This window comes from Enterococcus gilvus ATCC BAA-350 (assembly GCF_000407545.1).
GTDB lineage: Bacteria > Bacillota > Bacilli > Lactobacillales > Enterococcaceae > Enterococcus_A > Enterococcus_A gilvus.
In genome coordinates this window covers 328967-348736 of record NZ_ASWH01000001.1, presented here as the reverse complement: position 1 = coordinate 348736, position 19770 = coordinate 328967, and the positions used below count along the sequence as shown (strand labels likewise).

At 41.0% G+C, this 19770-nt stretch carries 16 protein-coding genes and 1 other annotated feature (1 of these 17 running past the window's edge); of the genes, 8 read left to right on the top strand and 8 right to left on the bottom strand.

Annotated elements, in window-relative coordinates:
- Positions 1-40, bottom strand: a sequence feature (ribosomal protein L20 leader region); it reaches 88 nt to the left of the window's first position.
- Between the two features lie 133 nt (positions 41-173).
- The 3 genes from I592_RS01690 (at position 174) to I592_RS01680 (ending at position 3459) form a co-directional block, all read left to right on the top strand.
- On the top strand, positions 174-1208 hold the full coding sequence (locus tag I592_RS01690) for an FUSC family protein (RefSeq protein ID WP_010781966.1): 1035 nt from the start codon (positions 174-176) through the stop codon (positions 1206-1208).
- A 203-nt stretch (positions 1209-1411) separates the two neighbouring features.
- A complete protein-coding gene (locus I592_RS01685) occupies positions 1412-2512 on the top strand; it encodes a glycerol dehydrogenase (RefSeq protein WP_010781967.1) in 1101 nt (366 codons plus the stop codon).
- 137 nt (positions 2513-2649) lie between these two features.
- Positions 2650-3459 (top strand): Cof-type HAD-IIB family hydrolase, encoded by an 810-nt coding sequence (locus I592_RS01680; RefSeq protein WP_010781968.1) that lies wholly within the window; start codon positions 2650-2652, stop codon positions 3457-3459.
- 64 nt (positions 3460-3523) lie between these two features.
- On the opposite strand, the gene I592_RS01675 is transcribed toward I592_RS01680, so the two are convergent.
- From I592_RS01675 to I592_RS01660, 4 genes are all read right to left on the bottom strand, one after another.
- A complete protein-coding gene (locus I592_RS01675) occupies positions 3524-4429 on the bottom strand; it encodes a magnesium transporter CorA family protein (RefSeq protein WP_010781969.1) in 906 nt (301 codons plus the stop codon).
- Between the two features lie 250 nt (positions 4430-4679).
- The gene (locus tag I592_RS01670; RefSeq protein WP_244265182.1) at positions 4680-5657 is read right to left on the bottom strand and encodes an IS3 family transposase; all 978 of its coding nucleotides are present in this window, start codon (positions 5655-5657) and stop codon (positions 4680-4682) included.
- A complete protein-coding gene (locus I592_RS01665; protein WP_010781073.1) occupies positions 5549-6247 on the bottom strand; it encodes a helix-turn-helix domain-containing protein in 699 nt (232 codons plus the stop codon). Before I592_RS01665 ends, I592_RS01670 begins: the two co-directional genes overlap by 109 nt.
- 94 nt (positions 6248-6341) lie before the next feature.
- Complete coding sequence (locus I592_RS01660; RefSeq protein WP_279625398.1) at positions 6342-6998, bottom strand: deoxynucleoside kinase; 657 nt, start codon at positions 6996-6998, stop codon at positions 6342-6344.
- A gap of 378 nt (positions 6999-7376) precedes the next feature.
- On the opposite strand from I592_RS01660, the gene mvk reads away from it, so the two are divergent.
- The 4 genes from mvk to fni are packed head-to-tail and all read left to right on the top strand — an operon-like array spanning position 7377 to position 11422.
- Positions 7377-8318, top strand: a complete 942-nt coding sequence (mvk, locus tag I592_RS01655) for a mevalonate kinase (RefSeq protein WP_010781971.1) — start codon at positions 7377-7379, stop codon at positions 8316-8318.
- Positions 8311-9300 carry a diphosphomevalonate decarboxylase gene (mvaD, locus tag I592_RS01650; RefSeq protein ID WP_010781972.1) on the top strand — a complete coding sequence of 330 codons (990 nt, stop codon included), beginning with the start codon at positions 8311-8313 and terminating at the stop codon, positions 9298-9300. The genes mvk and mvaD overlap by 8 nt, the downstream gene beginning before the upstream one ends.
- Positions 9301-10389: a phosphomevalonate kinase gene (locus I592_RS01645; RefSeq protein ID WP_010781973.1), complete on the top strand. Its 1089-nt coding sequence runs from the start codon at positions 9301-9303 to the stop codon at positions 10387-10389. It begins immediately after the preceding gene.
- Positions 10379-11422: a type 2 isopentenyl-diphosphate Delta-isomerase gene (fni, locus tag I592_RS01640; protein WP_010781974.1), complete on the top strand. Its 1044-nt coding sequence runs from the start codon at positions 10379-10381 to the stop codon at positions 11420-11422. Before I592_RS01645 ends, fni begins: the two co-directional genes overlap by 11 nt.
- A gap of 86 nt (positions 11423-11508) precedes the next feature.
- Here the strand turns inward: fni and I592_RS01635 are convergent, their stop codons facing one another.
- The 4 genes from I592_RS01635 to tgt all read right to left on the bottom strand — a co-directional run bounded on the left by I592_RS01635 (position 11509) and on the right by tgt (position 16713).
- The gene (locus I592_RS01635) at positions 11509-11982 is read right to left on the bottom strand and encodes a hypothetical protein (protein ID WP_010781975.1); all 474 of its coding nucleotides are present in this window, start codon (positions 11980-11982) and stop codon (positions 11509-11511) included.
- A 209-nt stretch (positions 11983-12191) separates the two neighbouring features.
- Positions 12192-14792, bottom strand: coding sequence for a bifunctional acetaldehyde-CoA/alcohol dehydrogenase (gene adhE, locus I592_RS01630; protein ID WP_010781976.1), 2601 nt, complete (start codon positions 14790-14792; stop codon positions 12192-12194).
- Between the two features lie 321 nt (positions 14793-15113).
- Positions 15114-15482 (bottom strand): preprotein translocase subunit YajC, encoded by a 369-nt coding sequence (gene yajC, locus I592_RS01625; RefSeq protein WP_044925979.1) that lies wholly within the window; start codon positions 15480-15482, stop codon positions 15114-15116.
- Between the two features lie 85 nt (positions 15483-15567).
- The gene (tgt, locus tag I592_RS01620; protein ID WP_010781978.1) at positions 15568-16713 is read right to left on the bottom strand and encodes a tRNA guanosine(34) transglycosylase Tgt; all 1146 of its coding nucleotides are present in this window, start codon (positions 16711-16713) and stop codon (positions 15568-15570) included.
- 410 nt (positions 16714-17123) lie between these two features.
- On the opposite strand from tgt, the gene adhE (I592_RS01615) reads away from it, so the two are divergent.
- Positions 17124-19724 carry a bifunctional acetaldehyde-CoA/alcohol dehydrogenase gene (gene adhE / locus I592_RS01615; RefSeq protein ID WP_010781979.1) on the top strand — a complete coding sequence of 867 codons (2601 nt, stop codon included), beginning with the start codon at positions 17124-17126 and terminating at the stop codon, positions 19722-19724.
- The last annotated feature ends 46 nt before the right edge of the window (positions 19725-19770 follow it).

Sequence of the window (19770 nt, the reverse complement as noted above, 5' to 3'; positions counted from 1 at the left end):
ATTCGCGTAAGGCGAGAAGCGGGTGCTTCTGCTTTCATTTCTCAACTTTACAAGTATACAATCTATTCTATGGAATGTCAACCTTTTTTTCTTAACAAACAATCGTTTTCAGAAAGTTTCTATTGAACTTTCTTTTATTTTTGTGCTAGCCTATAGAAGAAGGATGTGATGAAATGGAGCAATCTTTTTTTAAAGAATTGATTCATTATAATAAAACAAAGGATTCCCCGTTTCGCTTAATTGGCGCCGGCCTTTGTATGATCAGCGTTTTACTCACCGGGTATTTATCCCATCAACTTGCCATCTCCAGTTTTGGTTCTTTAGGTATTTTTACTTTTCTCTATTATCAACGACTTCCATTAAAACAATTAATGTCTCGCTTGATGATTGTTGGTCTTTTTTTGACTTCGAGCAACTTTCTAGGAATGCTCTCCACTCATGCAGCCTGGACAGCACCTATTGTGGTCGCTCTTGTCGGCTTTTTGGGTCGCTTTTTCTTTCGTCTTTATGGCATTTCTAAGCCAGGACCATTCTTTATCATTATGGTTACAGCTATGGGTACTAGCACAAAGATCCCTTTACATAAAATCCCCGTGATGAGTGGCTACTTTTTTCTCGGTGTATTGTTTGCATTGATCATTGCATTGCTTTTGCACTTTGTAGAAACATCCCCACTACCGGCCGAGACTGCCTCACGATCATTAAAAAGTCGGATAAATGATGATCCTGCAGTTATTATGGACAGTCTTTTGTATAGCGGGATACTCTTTTTTGCTGTGTATTTGAGTGTGGGCCTGCAACTAAGAAATCCTTATTGGCTAGTCGTTTCCTGTGCCTCTATTTTGCAGGCAGATAATCTGCGCGCGATGGCGCATCGAAATGTACAGAGAATTTTCGGAACTGCAGTCGGATTAGCAATTGCTGCTTTACTGTTAAATTTACACTTATCCATTTTTGCAACCTTACTCGTGATCACCACCTTGTTCGTCACAGTTGAATATTTTATTAGACGCAACTATGCGATCGCCCAATTCTTTTCTACGCCGATGGCATTGATGCTTTCGTTATTGGTTCGACAACAATATCTTTATAGTTTAATCCAATTTCGTTTCTTAGGAATCGTGATTGGTAGTTTGATCGGACTTTTAGCCGGTTGGCTCATGAGCACCAGTTTGACATTCTACAATCGGAAATTTCATTCTAAGTAACTCTCATGTCCCATATTGGACAGTAGAATATTTACATAACTTTACTTTTTAAATTAAGCGCGTGGGGAATAATTCCTGCGCGCTTTCTTTTGTACTTTTCTTATTCAAATAGGCTGAGTTAAATAAAATAACTAGGCGTATTTTTTGAAATCGATTTCTTTCTGTGCAACACTGAATATAATCAATTATTGGAGGTTATTACTATGGAAAGAATTTTTGCAAGTCCGTCTCGTTATGTTCAAGGCAAACGCATGTTGCAAGACGGCATAAAGTACATCAAAGCCTTAGGAGAGACCCCCTTACTTATTACCGACGAAGAAGTTTGGGAAATCGCCGGCAAAGAACTTTTTAAAACAATGGAAGAGAACGGGATGCATCCGGTCAAAGAAATTTTTGGCGGTGAAGCCTCAGAAAAAGAGATTGATCGGATCTCTGAAGATGCAAAGGGAAAAGATTTTGACGTGATCGTAGCCTTAGGAGGAGGAAAAGCGATCGACACAGGAAAAGCCGTCGCCGATGATGTTCAATTACCGTTAGCTGTTTTACCGACGGTTGCTTCCACTGATGCTCCTACCTCTGCGCTTTCCGTCATTTATTCGCCAGAGGGCGTTTTTGAAGGGTATCGTTTCTATGATAAAAACCCTGATCTAGTATTGGTTGATACCGAAGTCATCGTAAATGCGCCTTCGGAACTATTGGCAGATGGGATCGCTGATGCTTTGGCTACCTTTATTGAAGCACGCGCTGTCGCACAAAAGCGTGGGAAAACTATGGCCGGAGGTTCTCAAACTTCTGCCGGAATGGCGATTGCAGAAAAAGCAGAAGAAGTACTTTTTGAAAATGCGCTCAAAGCAATTGAGGCAAACAAAGCGCATGTGGTCACTGAGGCATTCGAACAAATCGTTGAAGCCAATACCTTGTTAAGCGGCCTTGGCTTCGAAAGTGCTGGATTGGCCGCTGCACACGCCATCCACAATGGCTTCACTGTCTTAGACGGCGATATCCATGAGCTTTCCCATGGCCAAAAAGTAGCCTATGGTACCCTCACTCAACTCATGCTTGAAAATGCGGAAGAAGCAGAATTGAATGAATATATCGACTTATATCAATTACTCGGATTGCCTACCACGTTGGAAGACCTGCATTTAAAAGACGCTTCTTATGACGATCTTTTAAAAGTAGGCAAACAAGCAACCATTGACGAAGAGACAATTCACGAAATGCCCATGAACGTTACCGCGGAAGATGTAGCAGCAGCTTTAAAAGCAGTTGATACATATGTTACGACTTATTTTCCAAAATAAGCACTATACTAACACGCCATGAAACCGGACAACGCGTTCCTTTCATGGCGTGTTTTTCTATAGAAAGTTTGTAAAACCAAATGCCTTCCCTTGGTTTTTGCTATAATGAGGACAAGAAAAATGAAGGAGGCTCTTCTATGTACCGATTAATTGCTTGTGACTTGGATGAAACATTATTAGATAAAGGCCGACATGTATCCGAAAAGACACGAGAAACGATAAAAAAAGCAGAGACAAACGGCCTTGTATTCGCACCTGCGACAGGTCGCGGATTTTATTCGATCAAACAAACTTTAGAAGAATTGGACGCTGCAAATAAAGCGGCGCATTACATGATTGGATTCAACGGCGGTGTTGTCGTGGAAAATCAAGGCCCGACGATTATCAAAGACTTTCCCATGAATTTTGAAACACTTGCTCGTTTGTTTGAATTTGGATCAAATTACGAAGTGGCAATTCATCTTTACACGTTTGATCAAACCTATGTTTATCACAGTAACCCGGATGAGGACGCCTACTTATTAACGATTCCCCATGAAAAAAGACTAGATGATGATTTTGGTTTTCTAAAAGATCAGACTTGCTACAAAGCTTTATTTCAAAATTTAGATCGCAGCTATTTAGAAAAAATAGAAAAAGAAATGCCTCTTGACCTGCGGGAATCATTAGAGATCAGTTATTCTTCCAACCGCTACATTGAGTTCAACCCCAAAGGTGTGAATAAAGGGATTGCGCTACAGACACTGGCGGAACACTTAGCTATTCCGATGAATGAAACCATTGCTATCGGTGATAATACCAATGATCTGGCAATGATTCGTGCAGCAGAATTAGGGATCGCTGTGGCAAATGCCGTACCCGCAGTCAAAGAAGCGGCACAGCATACTACTAACGCCAATCATGAACAAAGTGCGGTAGCTGAAGTCATCGAATCCTTTATACTTTAAGTTAAATCCTGCTTTCTTCGTTATTAACACAAAAAAAGCGAAGCGATCGATGATCGCTTCGCTTTTAACGTATTCTTCGCCATAAAATCAAAATTAACCAGATTGAGAGTGCCACACTAATCACTACAGTAACGATCCAACTCGCTTCTGAATGTGTAAAAGGAAGCGGCATATTCATCCCAAAGAACCCTGTGACAATGGTCGGGATGGTTAACAACAATGACCAAATCGTCAAAATTTTCATCGTATCATTCAAATTATTGTTTAATAGATTATTGTACGTGCCAGATAACTGATCTAAAATCTCACTAGATAATCTTGTCATTTCTACCGCTTGTCTTGCCTCGATCAAAGCATCATCTAACTCTTCTTTTTCCTTATCAGTGAAGCTAGAAAAAATCGCCTGCGCCTTCACTTGTTCTAGCAGCACCGCATTCTGCTTAGTCGCGGTCACCAGATAAACCAATCCTATCTCCAAATCAGAAAGTGCCAACAGATTTTTGTTGGTGGTCTTTTCTCGAAGCTTTTTATTCAACTGAATTCTCTGACTATCCACTTCTTCCACTAATGGAAAATAATAATCGGAAATCAAAAATAGCGTGTGGAAGAGTAAGCTCGCAGTGCTTTGATTGGGTTCATTCGACAATAAGTTCTCGATGATATTTTCAACATACGCAGTTCGTTCATTCACAAAAGAAAAAAAGTATTGATCCTTTAAAATAAATGCCATGGGACTAGTCTCATAATGATTGTCCTTTTTCAAGAGGTTCGGCACATTAAAAATTAACAAAAAGGCCTTTTCCAACGGGTCATACTCTACCCGCGCGCGTTCATTATCATCCAAGGCATACGTCAGCATTTCATCACTGATCGCATAATCAGCTCGTAATTTTTTTATTTCATGCGCTTGGGTACTATCTACGCGGACCCATGAATACATCCCCTGATTGAACGTCTTTTTTATATCCATTAGAAACCTCCTTACTCCTAAACAACCTTACTTTAGTATAACAAAAAATATCTTATTGTATTCATTTCAAGTCGTTCATTTATCGCAGTGTTCAGTATGTACTTATTATTTACGAAATCTCTCTTTTAGTTTTGATTAAATCAAAACTAAAAAAGCTTTACCAGAAAAAAATTGAAGTGCTCCCTGTCAAGTAGACAGCCAAAAAACAAAAATTATACTATTCAGGAATCGAGTGACTCGATTCCTGTTTTTATGCGGCTTGCCTTCTGAATTCGTTTGGTGAAAGCTCATTTAACGCTTCAGAGTAGCGATAATTATTGTAGTACCGCATATAACTACTGACAGATTTCTTTAGTTCATCAAAGCTTTGATAGCTTTCTTGATAGAATTTTTCTTCTTTAAATGTTCCCCAAAAATGTTCGATCGGTTGATTGTCCAGGCAGCGACCGACTCGAGACATACTTTTGGTGAATTTATAGTTTACTTGGAGTGCTTTGTAATCATAAGAGGTGTATTGAAACCCGCGATCACTATGAAGCAGCGGTCTGACGCCAGGATTCTTACGCATGGCTTTTTTTACAGTATCCATGACAAGTGGATTATTATTGGAATGACCGAGCTTCCAAGAAACGATCGAGTGATCATAAAGATCGATGATCGCACTCAAATAAGCCTTTCGGCCATTGCCGTATCTCAATTCAGTAATATCCGTACACCATTTTTGATTGGGCTTTTCAGCGATAAATTTGCGGTTTAACCTGTTTTCTGCAACGTTAGCTTCCGTTGCTTTTACATAGGTCGGACGCTTTTTCTTGATCACTGCTTTAATCCCAAGTACTTTCATTAGGCGGTAATAACGTTTCTTAGAATAGTTTTTCTTGAATGTTCGATTCAGTTGAATACGAATTTGCCGATACCCGATAGCGCCTTTTTTACTGTCATATTTCTTCTGGATCTCTTTTGCCAGTTTTCTGTTTTCAAGTTCTTTTTTTGAGGGTTTCCACTTCAACCATTTATAGTAAGAAGAGCGTGCGATCCCAGCCAATTGACAGAGATTCGTGATTGAATAGTGCTTCTCTTCATGCAGTTCTGAAATCGTTTGATAGAGTTCCACGTTTCTTACGAACGTGAGGACCGGTTTCGCCGTTGAATCTCTTGTAACTTTTTTGCGAAGTCGTTCTCCATTTCTAAATGCTTGTTTCGTGCTTCCAGTTCTTTTACTCTTAATTTCAACCGCTCTTCTTCGGTTAAGAACTCGCTTGATTTGTTTCGTCCACGATTGTCTTTTAGTGCTTCTTCTCCGTGTTGCTGGTATTTCTTTACCCAAGAGTACACTTGTTGGTAAGAGACATCATATTTTTCGATCGCCTGTGCGTAGTTCAGTTCATTAGCGATTGTATATTGAGCGATCTCGATACGCTCTTGATAGGTGGTTTTACGTCCTTTTTTCATGGTTTTGGGTACACTGCCTTTACTTGTTGATTTTAGTGTTTCCCCATTAGTATAGCGTGAAACCCATCTTCTTAACACAGAGGTCGAAGAAATTTGAAAAAACGTCGTTGCTCGATAGAGAGACATTTCTTCATTTATGACAGCCAAAACAGCCTCCTGCTTTTGTCCACTATCGTACTGATTCCACGTTGTTGCTTCTTTTAGTCCCTCGATTCCGTCATCATTATATTTACGAATCCAATTGTTTATCGTCGTCCAAGAAAGGGAATGCTTCTTAGCGACACTGTTCACACTACGACGTTTATCCATCACTTCTGAAATAATTTGAAATTTTTCTTCTGGAGAATAAATACTTCTCTTTGACATACAAAAACTCCCTATAAAGTAGACTTGGATTTTTGTTTTTTCCTTGTCTACTTTATAGGGAGCGTATCAAATCTGGCAAAGCTTTTTTAACTTATTAATCTACGGAAACTCCTTGAACCTCTAAAATTTTTTCATCAATCAAACGAATCACTTCGTCCCGAGCAACTGCATCGTCAACAAAATTCAAGCGATCTCCATCAATTTGGATTTTAGGGCTTTCGTTATATTCTTCATACCATTGGTCATAACGACTATTCAATTCTTTATAGTAATCATACAAAGTTGGATCAAATTCCAATTGTTCATATTCCCGTCCACGCTTTTGGATACGTTCCATCATCGTTTCAAAAGAAACACGAATGTGAACTAACAGATCGGGATGCTTCTTATGTGCAGCATATGGTAGTTCCTGCATCATGTTAGCCAACAATTCATCATAGACCTTTACTTCTGTCTCTGTTGCTCGACCAAGATCGGCATTCAGATGGAACAATAAGGAATCCTCATAAATGGAACGATCCAACACATTATTGTCATCTTGCATCGCCTTTTTGATGCTATCAAAACGCTTATTCAAAAAATAAATCTGCAATAAAAAGGCATATTGTTCTGGATCCGCGTAAAACAACGGCAATACCTCATTATCTTCAATTGATTCATAAAAAGCTTGACTGCCTAAATGTTCTGACAACATCGCCGTCAAACTTGATTTCCCTGCTCCAATAGTTCCTGCTAATACGATCACGCTCATAAACCCCCAGCTCATTTCATACAAAATATAGTGCGTATTTTTCAACTTATCTAATATACCCCCAATATCTTGTGTCGTCAAACAAAATAACCAAAAAAATCTGATCACTTTTTCTTCTAAAGAATGTTTAAAAAAGCGTTGATTTTCAAAAACTTTTCAACGCTTTCGTTTACTTGTCCGCTGACTCTGAGTAAAATGGAAAGAGACAAAAAACAGACACCTACTGATAAGTAAAGATTCTTACAGTATTTTCTTCCAAAAGATAAAAAGAAAACAAATTGTTTTTGCTATAAGAACGATTCAATTAAAATGAATATTGAAGAGAAATAAATTATTTTCTAATATCTACTTACTCTAAAACGAAACAGGGGTTTTTTTATGAAATCGATTGGCTCGGGTTATGCCAGCGGAAAAATCATATTAATGGGAGAACATTCGGTTGTCTATGGAGAGCCAGCCATCGCTTTTCCGTTTTCCGGGACAGGCATCCAAGCAACCATCCAAGCGAATGACTTGGAATCATGGATTGAATCTAGTTTCTTCCACGGGCCGCTTTCTAAAGCTCCCAATACAATGCGTAATGTAACGGTGTTACTTTGGTACTTGGTAAAACATTTCAAGATTCCAGAACCGTTCTATTTAAAAATCGACAGCTCTATTCCAGCAGAACGCGGAATGGGGTCTAGCGCAGCGGTTGCCGTTGCGATCACTCGCGCCGTTTTTGATTGGATGGAGGAAGCTGCAACTCAAGAAAAAGTGTTGCATTTCGTAAATCAGGCAGAAGCGGTTGCTCATGGGAACCCTAGCGGTATTGATGCGACAACCATCAGCGGTACTGAACCCATTCTTTATCAAAAAGGCATTGGATTTCGGCCTTTTCAACTAAATATGGATGCTTTTTTAGTCGTTGCGGATACTGGTGTAAAGGGTCAAACACGCAAAGCAGTCAAGGACATCGCAAAATTGATGGAAATGCGTCCTTACGAAACGAATAAACAAATGCGGTCATTAGGGAAACTGACTGCTCAGGCGCAACAGGCGATCTTAAAAAATCGACCACAGATTCTAGGGGATTGTATGAATCAAGCGCAAGGACTATTACGTTTGTTGGGAACTAGCAATTCCCACTTAGATCATTTGATTCAAACGGCTTTAGAAAACCAAGCATTAGGTGCTAAATTAACTGGCGGCGGACGCGGCGGCTGTATGATTGCTTTAGCCGAAAATGAAACTAGCGGACGTCGGCTGCAACGTATTCTGTTGGATGCAGGCGCCCGAAATACATGGATCGAAGGGTTAGGTGTGTACGCACATGTATAGTGGTAAAGCTCGAGCTTATACGAATATCGCCTTGATCAAATATTGGGGCAAAGAAAATCAGGAATTGATTATTCCGATGAATAATAGCTTGTCATTAACACTGGACGCTTTTTATACAGAAACGGAAGTTACGTTTTCTAAAGAACTAAAAGAAGACCAATTTTATTTAGACAACCAATGGCAAGATTCGAAAGCGACCTTAAAAGTGAGTCGCTTTCTTGATTTCGTGCGTTCAAAAACAGATTCCTCCCTACGTGCAGTCGTCAAAAGTAAGAATTTTGTGCCAACTGCGGCAGGATTAGCTTCTTCTGCGAGCGGCTTGGCCGCTTTGGCTGGCGCTGCGAGTGATGCCCTGAATCTAAATTTGACTCCCGAAGAGCTGTCTCGTTTGGCTCGCCGCGGTTCTGGATCTGCTTGCCGTAGTATTTATGGCGGGTTTGCAGAATGGCAAAAAGGGTATTCCGACGAAACTTCTTATGCCGTTCAAATTCCAAGTTCGGATTTTGAGAACGACTTAAGTATGATTTTCGTCGTGGTTAACGACGCTCAAAAGGACATTTCTAGTCGTGACGGGATGCAGCGTACTGTGGAGACCTCCGCTTTTTATGATGGCTGGTTGCAAACTGTACCACAAGATTTAGCCAAAGCAAAAAAAGCTATAAAAGAAAAAGATTTTATCGCACTCGGTGAAGTTTCTGAGTCCAGTGCCTTAAAAATGCACGGAACAACTTTGGCAGCAACCCCGCCATTTACTTATTGGTCGGCGGAAAGTATGAAAGTCATGAACCTTGTTCGCCAGATCAGAAACGGGGGCTTACCCTGCTATTTCACAATGGATGCCGGTCCAAATGTTAAACTATTAGTAGAACGAAAAAATGAAGCGGCCCTGCTATCCGCTATGAGTGCTCATCTTGATGCCAAGCAATTAGTGGTCGCTCACGCAGGACCCGCTATCGAAATCTTATCGAAGGAGGATGCCTAAATGATCGAAGTATCCGCACCAGGAAAATTATATATTGCCGGTGAGTACGCTGTCGTAGAACCCGGACATCCCGCGATTATCGTAGCGATCGATCAATTTATTTCCGTTTCTATCGGTCCGGCAAAAAAAAGCGGAAGTATTCAATCTGCGCAATATAGCGACCTTCCTGTACGATGGACACGACGCAAAAACGAATTGGTTCTGGACATCCGAGACAATCCATTTCATTACATTTTAGCGGCGATCCATTTTACTGAAAAATTCGCTCAAGAAAAAGGGAAAAAACTCGCCTTCTTCGATTTAAAGGTGACTAGCGAATTGGATAATTCCAATGGTCGAAAATATGGGTTGGGTTCAAGTGGTGCAGTCACTGTAGCTACTGTTAAAGCGTTGAATGCTTTTTACGATTTGCAGCTTTCACAACTTGAGCTATTCAAGCTGGCTACATTGGCTCACTTAAATGTCCAAGGCAACGGTTCTTGTGGCGATATTGCCGCAAGTTGTTATGGCGGCTGGTTGGCTTTTTCCACTTTTGATCATGAATGGGTGTTAAATAAACTGGAATCCGAAAAAATGACGACATTGATCGAAAGTGACTGGCCAAATTTAAAAATAGAACCTTTAAAAGTCCCAGAGGATTTACGCTTATTGATTGGCTGGACTGGAAGTCCGGCATCCACATCTGATTTAGTGGACCAGGTCCATCAATCTCGCGACGAAAAGAAAACCTCTTATGAGAATTTTTTACGCGACAGTACAGACTGTGTGGATCAAATGATCCAAGGGTTCAAGCAAAATGACATTGCTCTGATCCAAAAAATGATTCGGAAAAATCGCCAACTATTGAATCAATTGACCAGCTTGAGCAATGTATCTATTGAAACAGAAGAATTGAAACGATTGAATGATCTCGCTGAAAAGTACGGCGGTGCAGCGAAATCTTCGGGTGCTGGCGGCGGTGACTGCGGTATCGTTATTGTTGATAAGCGTGCTGGCATTCTTCCTCTGATGAGTTCTTGGGAAAAAGCCGGTATTACGCCCCTGCCTTTACACGTCTATCACTTCACGGAGGATCGCCATGAATCGTAAAGATGAACATGTTTCCTTAGCTCGTGCATTTCACCAAAAGCCAAAAGAAAATGACTTTGATGCTGTTCGCTTGGTACATTCTTCTTTAGTCTCTGTACGACCGGAAGAAATCGATTTAAGTACAGAAATTCTTGGGCTTAAGCTTACTGCACCGTTTTATATCAATGCGATGACGGGCGGTAGTGAGAAAACAAAAAAAATCAACCATGATTTAGCAATTATCGCACGTGAAACAAACTTGATGATGGCAACAGGCTCTGTTAGTGCCGCATTGAAAGATCCAACTGTCGCAGACTCTTACACTGTCGTTCGCGAAGTCAATCCGAACGGGCTTATTTTGGGCAACATGGGTGCCGGCCGAACAAGTGAGGATGCACAAAAAATCGTGGATCTGCTGCAAGCAGATGGTATGCAGATTCATTTGAATGTACCGCAAGAGCTCGTGATGCCTGAAGGAGACCGAGATTTCCATGAGTGGTCTCAGAACATACATGATACCGTTCAGAAATTGTCTGTCCCTGTAGTCGTTAAAGAAGTTGGATTCGGTATGAGCAAAGAGACGATCCGACAGTTACAAGCACTCAGTGTTCACGCCGTGGATGTTTCAGGTCGCGGAGGGACAAGCTTTTCACAAATTGAAAATGCTCGTCGAAAAAAGAGAGAATTGTCTTATCTAGACGATTGGGGCCAATCAACAGTGATCTCTCTCTTAGAAGCACAAGCCATTAGCGATATGACGATCCTTGCTTCTGGCGGCATTCGCGATGCCTATGACATATTTAAAGCGTTGTGTTTAGGCGCAAAAGCCGTTGGTCTTTCTGCGACAATATTGAATCATCTAATCAGCAATGGTATCGATGATACGATCGAAATGATCGAGGATTGGAAAGTTCAGCTTCATCGCTTGTATCTTATGACAGGCAAAGCCACGACAGCAGAATTGACGCGTAACCCTATTATCTTGAGCGGCGCGCCAAAAGAATGGTGCCAGGCAAGGGAAATTGATTATACAGCATTCGCTTTACGTAAGTAATATGCGGAGGCACAATAAGGAGGAGATCAAGCGATCTCCTCCTTTTTATTTCGACTGACCCGTCTTGCATGTCGGACCGGCCGTATCTATCGTTTAAATAGGCGTTGAAGCCAACTCTTTTTCTCACCAATTCGAATGTTGCCGCTGATTTTTTTGTCATCCAGCATAGATTGGAAAAAGATATTGTCTTGCAATAGCAATTGATTAATAATTTGCAACCGTCTAAAATGTTTCTTCTTCCGTTCGTCGAAAGTCAGATCTTCTGGTAGATTCCCTGAAACTTCAAGTCGTGCATAGTCTCTTCGAATAAGCTTCATTAATTCATACTGTTTAGTAAGCAAATGATTGATTTGTTTGATTTCTGGCAATGTCACCGATACTTTCGAATCTGAGGGAGCGAGTCGGCCTAATGCCGCCACATAGTCTTGCATATCCAACATAAAAATGTGGTTTGCTTTACTTGCCATTAACTTCTTTTCATTTGCTAAATAATCAATCAATGCACCTAATCGCGCATTCGATTCAGCTAACTCATTTATCTCTCGTTTCAGTTTCTCCATGACCTCGAACCTTTCTTCTTATCCTGATTTCTAGTCTATCGTTTTTCACAGGCTATAACAATCAAAGAGATTCATTTTATCTAAAAAAAATGAATGTTTTAAATAAAAACAATCAAATTTATTTTTTTCTAAAAAATAGGAAAATTACTCTGCCTATCATGCACTAAAAAAAGGCCCTCATCTCATGAGGACCTTCCTGAATTTCTAATTTACGCTTTGTAATCGTACGCTGTTACGATGATTTCTTTTAGTTCGCTGATCAACGGTTCTTTCGGATTCGCTGTTGTACATTGGTCTTCGTATGCCAATTCAGCCATACGATCAACCGTTGTATTCAACGTCTCTTGAGTCACGCCTTGTGCCTTCAAGTTCATGTCGATGCCTGTAGTTACACCTAAGTTGTAAACTGCTTCGATCAACGCTTCTACTAATTCTGCTGTTGTATTGCCTTTAAGTCCTAAGAACTTCGCAATATCTGCATAGTCAGTATCCGCACGGAAGTAGTCGTATTTAGGGAACATCGCATGTTTTTGAGGGTCCTTGGCATTGTAACGGATGATATGAGGCAATAGAATTGCGTTCGTACGTCCGTGAGGAATACCGTATTCTCCACCAATTTTATGTGCCACTGAGTGACAAATTCCTAGGAATGCATTGGCAAATGCCATACCCGCCATCGCTGATGCGTTATGCATTTTTTCACGCGCTTCTGGGTCAGCTGTTTTAACTGATTTTTCAAGATTTTCGAAAACAAGCTTGATTGCTTGTAAGCTCAATCCACGAGTATAATCAGAAGCCATTACAGATACATAAGACTCGATCGCATGTGTTAACACATCCATACCAGTGTCTGCTGTTACTGAAGCAGGTACCGTCATAACAAATTGAGGGTCAACAATCGCAACATCCGGTGTCAACGCATAGTCAGCCAATGGATACTTCACGTGTGTTTCGCTGTCTGTGATAACTGCGAATGGTGTTACTTCCGCTCCTGTACCAGAAGTGGTTGGGATACATACCAATTTTGCTTTTTCAGGCTTCGCAATTCCGTAAGTACGTTTGCGAATATCCAAGAATTTTTGTTTCGCGCCGAAGAATGACGTGTCTGGGTGTTCAAAGAACATCCACATTCCTTTTGCCGCATCCATTGCAGAACCACCACCAAGAGCAATAACTGTATCAGGTTGGAAGTCGTTAAACATTTCCAGTCCTTTATAAACAGTATTCGTTGAAGGGTTTGGTTCAACATCTGAGAATACTTCAACCTTCACATCGTTTTCACGACGGCCTAATACTTCACGAACGATGTCTGCATAACCGAATTGAACCATTCCTGGGTCACAAACTAACATGACGCGTTCAACGTTCTCCATTTTTGTTAGATACAATAGAGAGTTCTTTTCGAAAAAGATTTTTGGTGGAAGTTTAAACCATTGCATATTATTTCTCCGTTTCGCTATAGTTTTAACATTGATTAAGTTAATAGCAGATACGTTCTTAGATACAGAGTTTTTACCGTATGAACCACAACCAAGAGTCAATGATGGGATCATTTCATTGTAGATATCACCGATACCGCCTTCAGCAGATGGTGAGTTCACTAAGATACGGCAAGCTTTCATACGTAAGCCGAATTTTACTTGTAAGTCTTCGTCTTCGGTATGGATCACTGCTGTATGTCCTAATCCGCCTAATTCCAACATGCCTTGGCAAAGGTCGAAGCCATGTACATGGTCGTTTGCTTTAATCATAGCTAAAACTGGAGAAAGTTTTTCACGAGACAATGGATAATCTGCACCCACACCATCTAATTCTGCAATCAGAATCTTTGTGCCTGCAGGAACTTTGATGCCTGCGCGTTGCGCGATATCTTCAGCTGAATGACCAACGATCGCAGGGTTTACTGCGTATTTGCCTTCGTTCATTACAGCGTCTTCTAATCTCTTCAATTCAGCTTTCTTCACTACGTATACTTGATGCGCTTGGAATTCCGCTTTTACTTCTTCGTAGACTTCTTTGTCAACAATGACTGCTTGTTCAGAAGCACAGATCATCCCGTTATCAAAAGATTTTGAAACGATCAAATCATTTACTGCACGTTTGATTTTCGCCGTTTTTTCGATGTATGAAGGGACGTTACCCGCACCTACACCTAAAGCTGGTTTTCCAGTTGAGTAAGCTGATTTAACCATGCCTGGTCCGCCAGTCGCAAGAACGATGGCCACACCTGGGTGGTTCATTAACATTGATGTTGCGTCGATCGATGGCTTTTCGATCCATTGGATACAGTTTTCAGGAGCGCCGGCCGCGATAGCCGCATCACGAACGATACGCGCAGCTTCAGCTGAACATTTTTGAGCACTTGGGTGAAACGCAAAGACGATTGGATTTCCTGTTTTTAAAGCAATCATTGATTTGAAGATGGTTGTAGAAGTTGGGTTTGTTGTAGGTGTTACACCACAAACAACACCAACAGGTCCAGCAACTTCGATCAACCCTTTTTGCTTATCTTCACCGATGACACCCACTGTTTTGTCATGTTTGATGCTGTTCCAGATATATTCTGATGCATACATGTTTTTGATGGCTTTATCTTCAACAACACCACGTCCGGTTTCCTCAACCGCCATTTTTGCTAACAGCATGTGTTTGTCTAGGGCAGCCATCGCCATTTCGTGAACGATATGGTCTATTTTTTCTTGATCAAAATCTTCCATTTCTTTCAGTGCAACATTTGCTTTTGTTGCTAATTCGTCAATCACTTGCTCAACGCTGACTGCGTCTTTTTCTTTTTCAATCGCTTTAGCCATGTGTATCCTCCTAAAAATTTTTGTGTTACTTTTCACATACACATCATACAACACACACACGAGTTTGTAAATACTTTTTGTGATTTTTTTCACACCCATTTTTATTATTCACAAAATCCATGATATACAGGCATTTTTAACATTAGCCTTTAAAGTATTTTAAACCTATAGTAACACATCACTTTTAGAACTTTTTTCACAAAATTAGGCTAATTTTTTTCTAATGAATTGATTTCTCCTTCTTTCTAATTCTTTAGATGCAAAAAAGGCACGTATTTACATACGCACCTTTTTTAAAATTCTTTACGTAAGAGCTTCGTCTTACTTTTCTTCTGTTTTGTCTTCAGGTTTTTCTTCTACTAATGGTTCAGTTGGTTCTGTTGTCTCTGGTTCAACGACGTTTGTTTCAACAGGAGCAGCCACTGGACGAACACCAGATTGTACGGTTCTGATTGAAGAACGGTCGAATACTAAATAGATACCTTCACAGTCTAATGTAACTGTTTTGTCGTCACTGTTGATCTCTGAGATCACGCCATGCAGACCGCCGATAGTTACAACACTATCTCCAACCTTCATTGCATCTAATAAACCTTGACGTTCTTGCTGTTGTTTCTTTTGAGAACGGTTCATCATAAAGAACATCCCCAGCATCAACACTAGCAAAATAATCATTGAAAAGTTTCCCATTTTATATTTCCCCTCGCATTCATAGTAAATCCACTTTTAACTGTAACAAAATTTGTAAGCTTACACTAGCATTTTTAATCATACTTTAGAAACTTTTTGCGTTTTGCTTATTAAATCCGTACTCTTCAAAAAAGGCTTGGCGGAATTCTAATAGGTTGTCATCCATGATTGCTTGACGAACTTGTTTCATTAAATTAATCAAGAAGTATAGGTTGTGGTAAGAGGTCAATCGAATCCCAAAGGTTTCATCACAATGGATCAAGTGGCGAATATATGCCCGAGTATAATTCCGGCACGTATAGCAATCACATTTTTCATCCAACGGACGGAAATCATGGGCATACTTCGCATTCTTAACAACTAAACGTCCGCCAGAAGTCATGCATGTTCCGTTACGAGCGATACGTGTCGGCAATACGCAGTCAAACATATCCACCCCGCGGATTACACCGTCGATCAATGAATCTGCTGCACCAACGCCCATTAAGTAGCGAGGCTTGTTCTCTGGGATCAACGGTGTCGTAAATTCTAAGACACGGTTCATTTCTTCTTTTGGTTCACCCACTGAAAGTCCGCCAATCGAGTACCCTGGAAAATCCATACTTACAAGATCTTTCGCACTTTGACGGCGCAGGTCTTCAAAGCCGGCACCTTGAATGATTCCAAATAATCCTTGTGTCGCTGGATTTGCGTGCGCTTTTAAGCCGCGCTCCGCCCAGCGTGAGGTCCGTTCCACAGATTTCTTCACATAATCATAACTTTCATCAAATGGCGGGCATTCATCAAAGCTCATCATGATGTCAGAGCCTAGTTTATTTTGGATATCGATTGCTTTTTCTGGTGACAAGAACATCTTTGAGCCATTCAGATGGTTCTTAAAATGGACCCCTTCTTCTACGATATTTCGCATATCTGCTAATGAGAAGACTTGGAAACCACCAGAATCCGTTAAGATCGGTTGATCCCAATTCATGAACTTGTGCAATCCACCGGCTTCTGCAACTAAATCTTCTCCGGGACGCAGCCACAGATGATACGTGTTACTCAAAATAATGCTTGCCCCCATCTCCTTCAAATCTTCAGGAGACATTGTTTTTACGGTAGCCAAAGTTCCTACGGGCATAAACATTGGTGTCGGGAACGTTCCATGAGGGGTGATGATCTCCCCTAAACGCGCCCCTGTATGTTTTTCTTTCTTTATTAAACGATAAGAAATCGCAGGTTCAGTCATTCAATTTCCTACTTTCTTCTATTATATGTATAAGTGTGCAACTTGTATCATAATACTGGTTTTAGAGCGCTTTTGCAACTTTCTACGAACAGCTTAAAACTATTTATAAGATAAGGAAGAAGGATTGTTCAAAAAAACACAAAAAGAGTCTTTTTTATATTTTTCAAATAAAAATAAATTCATCCTTATACCTTTTACAAAAAAATGGTTACACACTCATTGATAAAAAAGCTTATTGTAAAAGATAAAATCTATACCATTACATATTGAATACTATATTTATGAGACAACGCCCATGAAAACTCCCTCATTAAATAAATTGTGAAATAAATATTTATTAAAAGATAGCGTTTACATTGCTAACTAGACCGATTAAGATGGAGGTGTTAAAAAATATTAGGAGGTAAGAAATGGTTAAAGCGGCAGAGAAGAAACAGGAACCAATCAATGTTGAGGCAATGATCAACGATCTAGCACAGAAAGGCAACGAGGCATTAAAGGTTTTATCTAGCTTTGATCAAGAAAAAGTGGACCGAATCGTTCACGAAATGGCGATGGCTGCATTAGACAAACACATGTTATTGGCAAAAATGGCGGTCGAGGAAACGGGTCGCGGTGTTGTTGAAGACAAGGCAATCAAAAATATGTACGCTTCTGAATACATTTGGAACAATATCAAAAACAACAAAACCGCTGGGGTAATCTATGAGGACAAACAAAAGCATCTTGTCCAAATAGCTGAACCTGTAGGGGTTGTTTGTGGTGTGACGCCGACGACGAATCCGACCTCTACAACGATCTTCAAGTCCTTGATTGCTATCAAAACACGGAATCCTATTGTCTTTGCTTTCCACCCGAGTGCCCAAAAATGCTCAGCAGAAGCGGCACGAATCGTTCGTGATGCAGCCGTTGCTGCGGGTGCACCTGAAAACTGTGTACAGTGGATCGAAACGCCATCTCTGGATGCGACACAAGGGTTGATGAACCATCCTGGTATCGCGATTGTATTAGCCACAGGCGGCGGTGCCATGGTAAAATCTGCCTACTCGACTGGCAAACCGGCTCTAGGAGTAGGTCCAGGGAATGTACCTGCTTATATCGAACGGACTGCCAATATCAAACGCGCAGTGAATGATCTGCTTGTTTCCAAAACCTTTGACAGTGGAATGATTTGTGCTTCTGAACAAGCGGTGATCGTTGACAAAGAAATCTATGACGAAGTGAAGAAGGAATTTCAAGCGCATCAAGTGTATTTTGTTAAGAAAAATGAATTGCGCCAATTAGAAGCCGTCGTAATGAATGAAGGAAAATATGCCGTTAATCCAAAAATTGTGGGTCTCTCTGCAATGACGATCGCTGAATTGGCTGGGATTGGTGTTCCAGAAGGCACAAAAATGCTGATTGCTGAAATTGACGGAGTTGGACCGGATTATCCACTATCTCGCGAAAAGCTTTCTCCTGTTTTAGCCATGATTAAATCAGAGAGTCGCTCTCATGGCCTTGACCTATCTGAAGCAATGTTGGATCTAGGTGGTTTAGGCCATACCGCAGTGATCCATACAGAAGATCCTGATATTGAATTGGATTTCAGTTTGCGAATGAAAGCTTGCCGTATCTTGGTGAATTCGCCATCCTCAGAAGGCGGGATCGGCGACATCTACAATGAATTGATTCCATCATTGACTTTAGGGTGTGGATCTTACGGGAAAAATTCAGTTTCTCATAACGTATCTGCCCTTGATTTGATCAATATCAAAACTGTAGCGAAACGGAGAAAGAACATGCAATGGTTTAAACTTCCACCTAAAATCTACTTTGAAAAGAACTCTTTACTGTATTTGACTCAAATGGAAAATGTGGAACGCGTCATGCTCGTTTGCGACCCTGGAATGGTCCAGTTTGGCTATGCGGACATTGTACGTGATGCGTTAGGCAGACGTTCAAATGATGTGAAGATCGAAGTCTTTTCAGATGTCGAACCTAACCCATCGACCAACACCGTTTATAGAGGCTTGGAGATGATCGTGAACTTCCAACCTGATACAATCATTGCATTAGGCGGCGGCTCTGCGATGGATGCGGCAAAAGGAATGTGGATGTTCTTTGAACACCCAGACACCTCCTTCTTCGGAGCGAAACAAAAATTCTTGGATATTCGTAAACGGACATACGGCATCGCACCACCTGAAAAAACACAATTAGTATGCATTCCAACGACCTCAGGGACTGGGGCCGAAGTAACACCCTTCGCGGTTATCACAGATAGCGAAACACACGTAAAATATCCATTAGCAGACTATGCGCTGACACCAAATGTAGCGATCATTGATCCGCAATTTGTACTAACTCTTCCATCTTCAATCGCCGCGGACACTGGGATGGACGTACTGACACACGCAATCGAATCCTATGTATCCGTGATGGCCTCAGATTACACACGTGGTTTAAGTCTGCAGGCAATCCAAATCGTCTTTAATTATCTGGAAAAATCAGTAAAAAATGGCGACGAAGAATCTCGCGAGAAGATGCATAACGCGTCTGCGATGGCTGGAATGGCATTCGCCAATGCATTCTTGGGAATTTGCCATTCCATCGCTCATAAGATCGGTGGAGAATATGGTATCCCTCATGGCCGTACCAATGCGATTCTTTTGCCGCATATCATCCGCTACAATGCCAAGGATCCGCAAAAGCATGCGATGTTCCCTAAATATGATTATTTCCGGGCAGATTCAGATTACGCAGACATTGCGAGATTCTTAGGCTTAAAAGGAAAGACGACTGCGGAATTAGTCGAAGCATTAGCCACTGCTGTATATGATCTAGGCGTATCGGTGGGCATCGACATGAGTCTGAAAGCGCAAGGTGTCACACAAGAAAAATTAGACACTACTGTAGACCATTTGGCCGAACTTGCCTACGAAGACCAGTGTACGACTGCCAATCCGAAAGAACCATTAATCAGTGAGCTAAAAGACATCATCGTGACTTGTTACGATTACAAAGTCTAGCAGACACACAAAAGCCCCCTTCGATGACGGTCATCGAAGGGGGCTT

Excerpts from the sequence above, each read along its gene's own strand:
- I592_RS01690 (WP_010781966.1), top strand. The coding sequence starts at position 174 with ATGGAGCAATCTTTTTTTAAAGAATTGATTCATTATAATAAAACAAAG.
- I592_RS01685 (WP_010781967.1), top strand. The coding sequence starts at position 1,412 with ATGGAAAGAATTTTTGCAAGTCCGTCTCGTTATGTTCAAGGCAAACGC.
- I592_RS01680 (WP_010781968.1), top strand. The coding sequence starts at position 2,650 with ATGTACCGATTAATTGCTTGTGACTTGGATGAAACATTATTAGATAAA.
- I592_RS01675 (WP_010781969.1), bottom strand. The coding sequence starts at position 4,429 with ATGGATATAAAAAAGACGTTCAATCAGGGGATGTATTCATGGGTCCGC.
- I592_RS01665 (WP_010781073.1), bottom strand. The coding sequence starts at position 6,247 with ATGTCAAAGAGAAGTATTTATTCTCCAGAAGAAAAATTTCAAATTATT.
- I592_RS01660 (WP_279625398.1), bottom strand. The coding sequence starts at position 6,998 with ATGAGCGTGATCGTATTAGCAGGAACTATTGGAGCAGGGAAATCAAGT.
- mvk (WP_010781971.1), top strand. The coding sequence starts at position 7,377 with ATGAAATCGATTGGCTCGGGTTATGCCAGCGGAAAAATCATATTAATG.
- mvaD (WP_010781972.1), top strand. The coding sequence starts at position 8,311 with ATGTATAGTGGTAAAGCTCGAGCTTATACGAATATCGCCTTGATCAAA.
- I592_RS01645 (WP_010781973.1), top strand. The coding sequence starts at position 9,301 with ATGATCGAAGTATCCGCACCAGGAAAATTATATATTGCCGGTGAGTAC.
- fni (WP_010781974.1), top strand. The coding sequence starts at position 10,379 with ATGAATCGTAAAGATGAACATGTTTCCTTAGCTCGTGCATTTCACCAA.
- I592_RS01635 (WP_010781975.1), bottom strand. The coding sequence starts at position 11,982 with ATGGAGAAACTGAAACGAGAGATAAATGAGTTAGCTGAATCGAATGCG.
- adhE (WP_010781976.1), bottom strand. The coding sequence starts at position 14,792 with ATGGCTAAAGCGATTGAAAAAGAAAAAGACGCAGTCAGCGTTGAGCAA.
- yajC (WP_044925979.1), bottom strand. The coding sequence starts at position 15,482 with ATGGGAAACTTTTCAATGATTATTTTGCTAGTGTTGATGCTGGGGATG.
- tgt (WP_010781978.1), bottom strand. The coding sequence starts at position 16,713 with ATGACTGAACCTGCGATTTCTTATCGTTTAATAAAGAAAGAAAAACAT.
- adhE (WP_010781979.1), top strand. The coding sequence starts at position 17,124 with ATGGTTAAAGCGGCAGAGAAGAAACAGGAACCAATCAATGTTGAGGCA.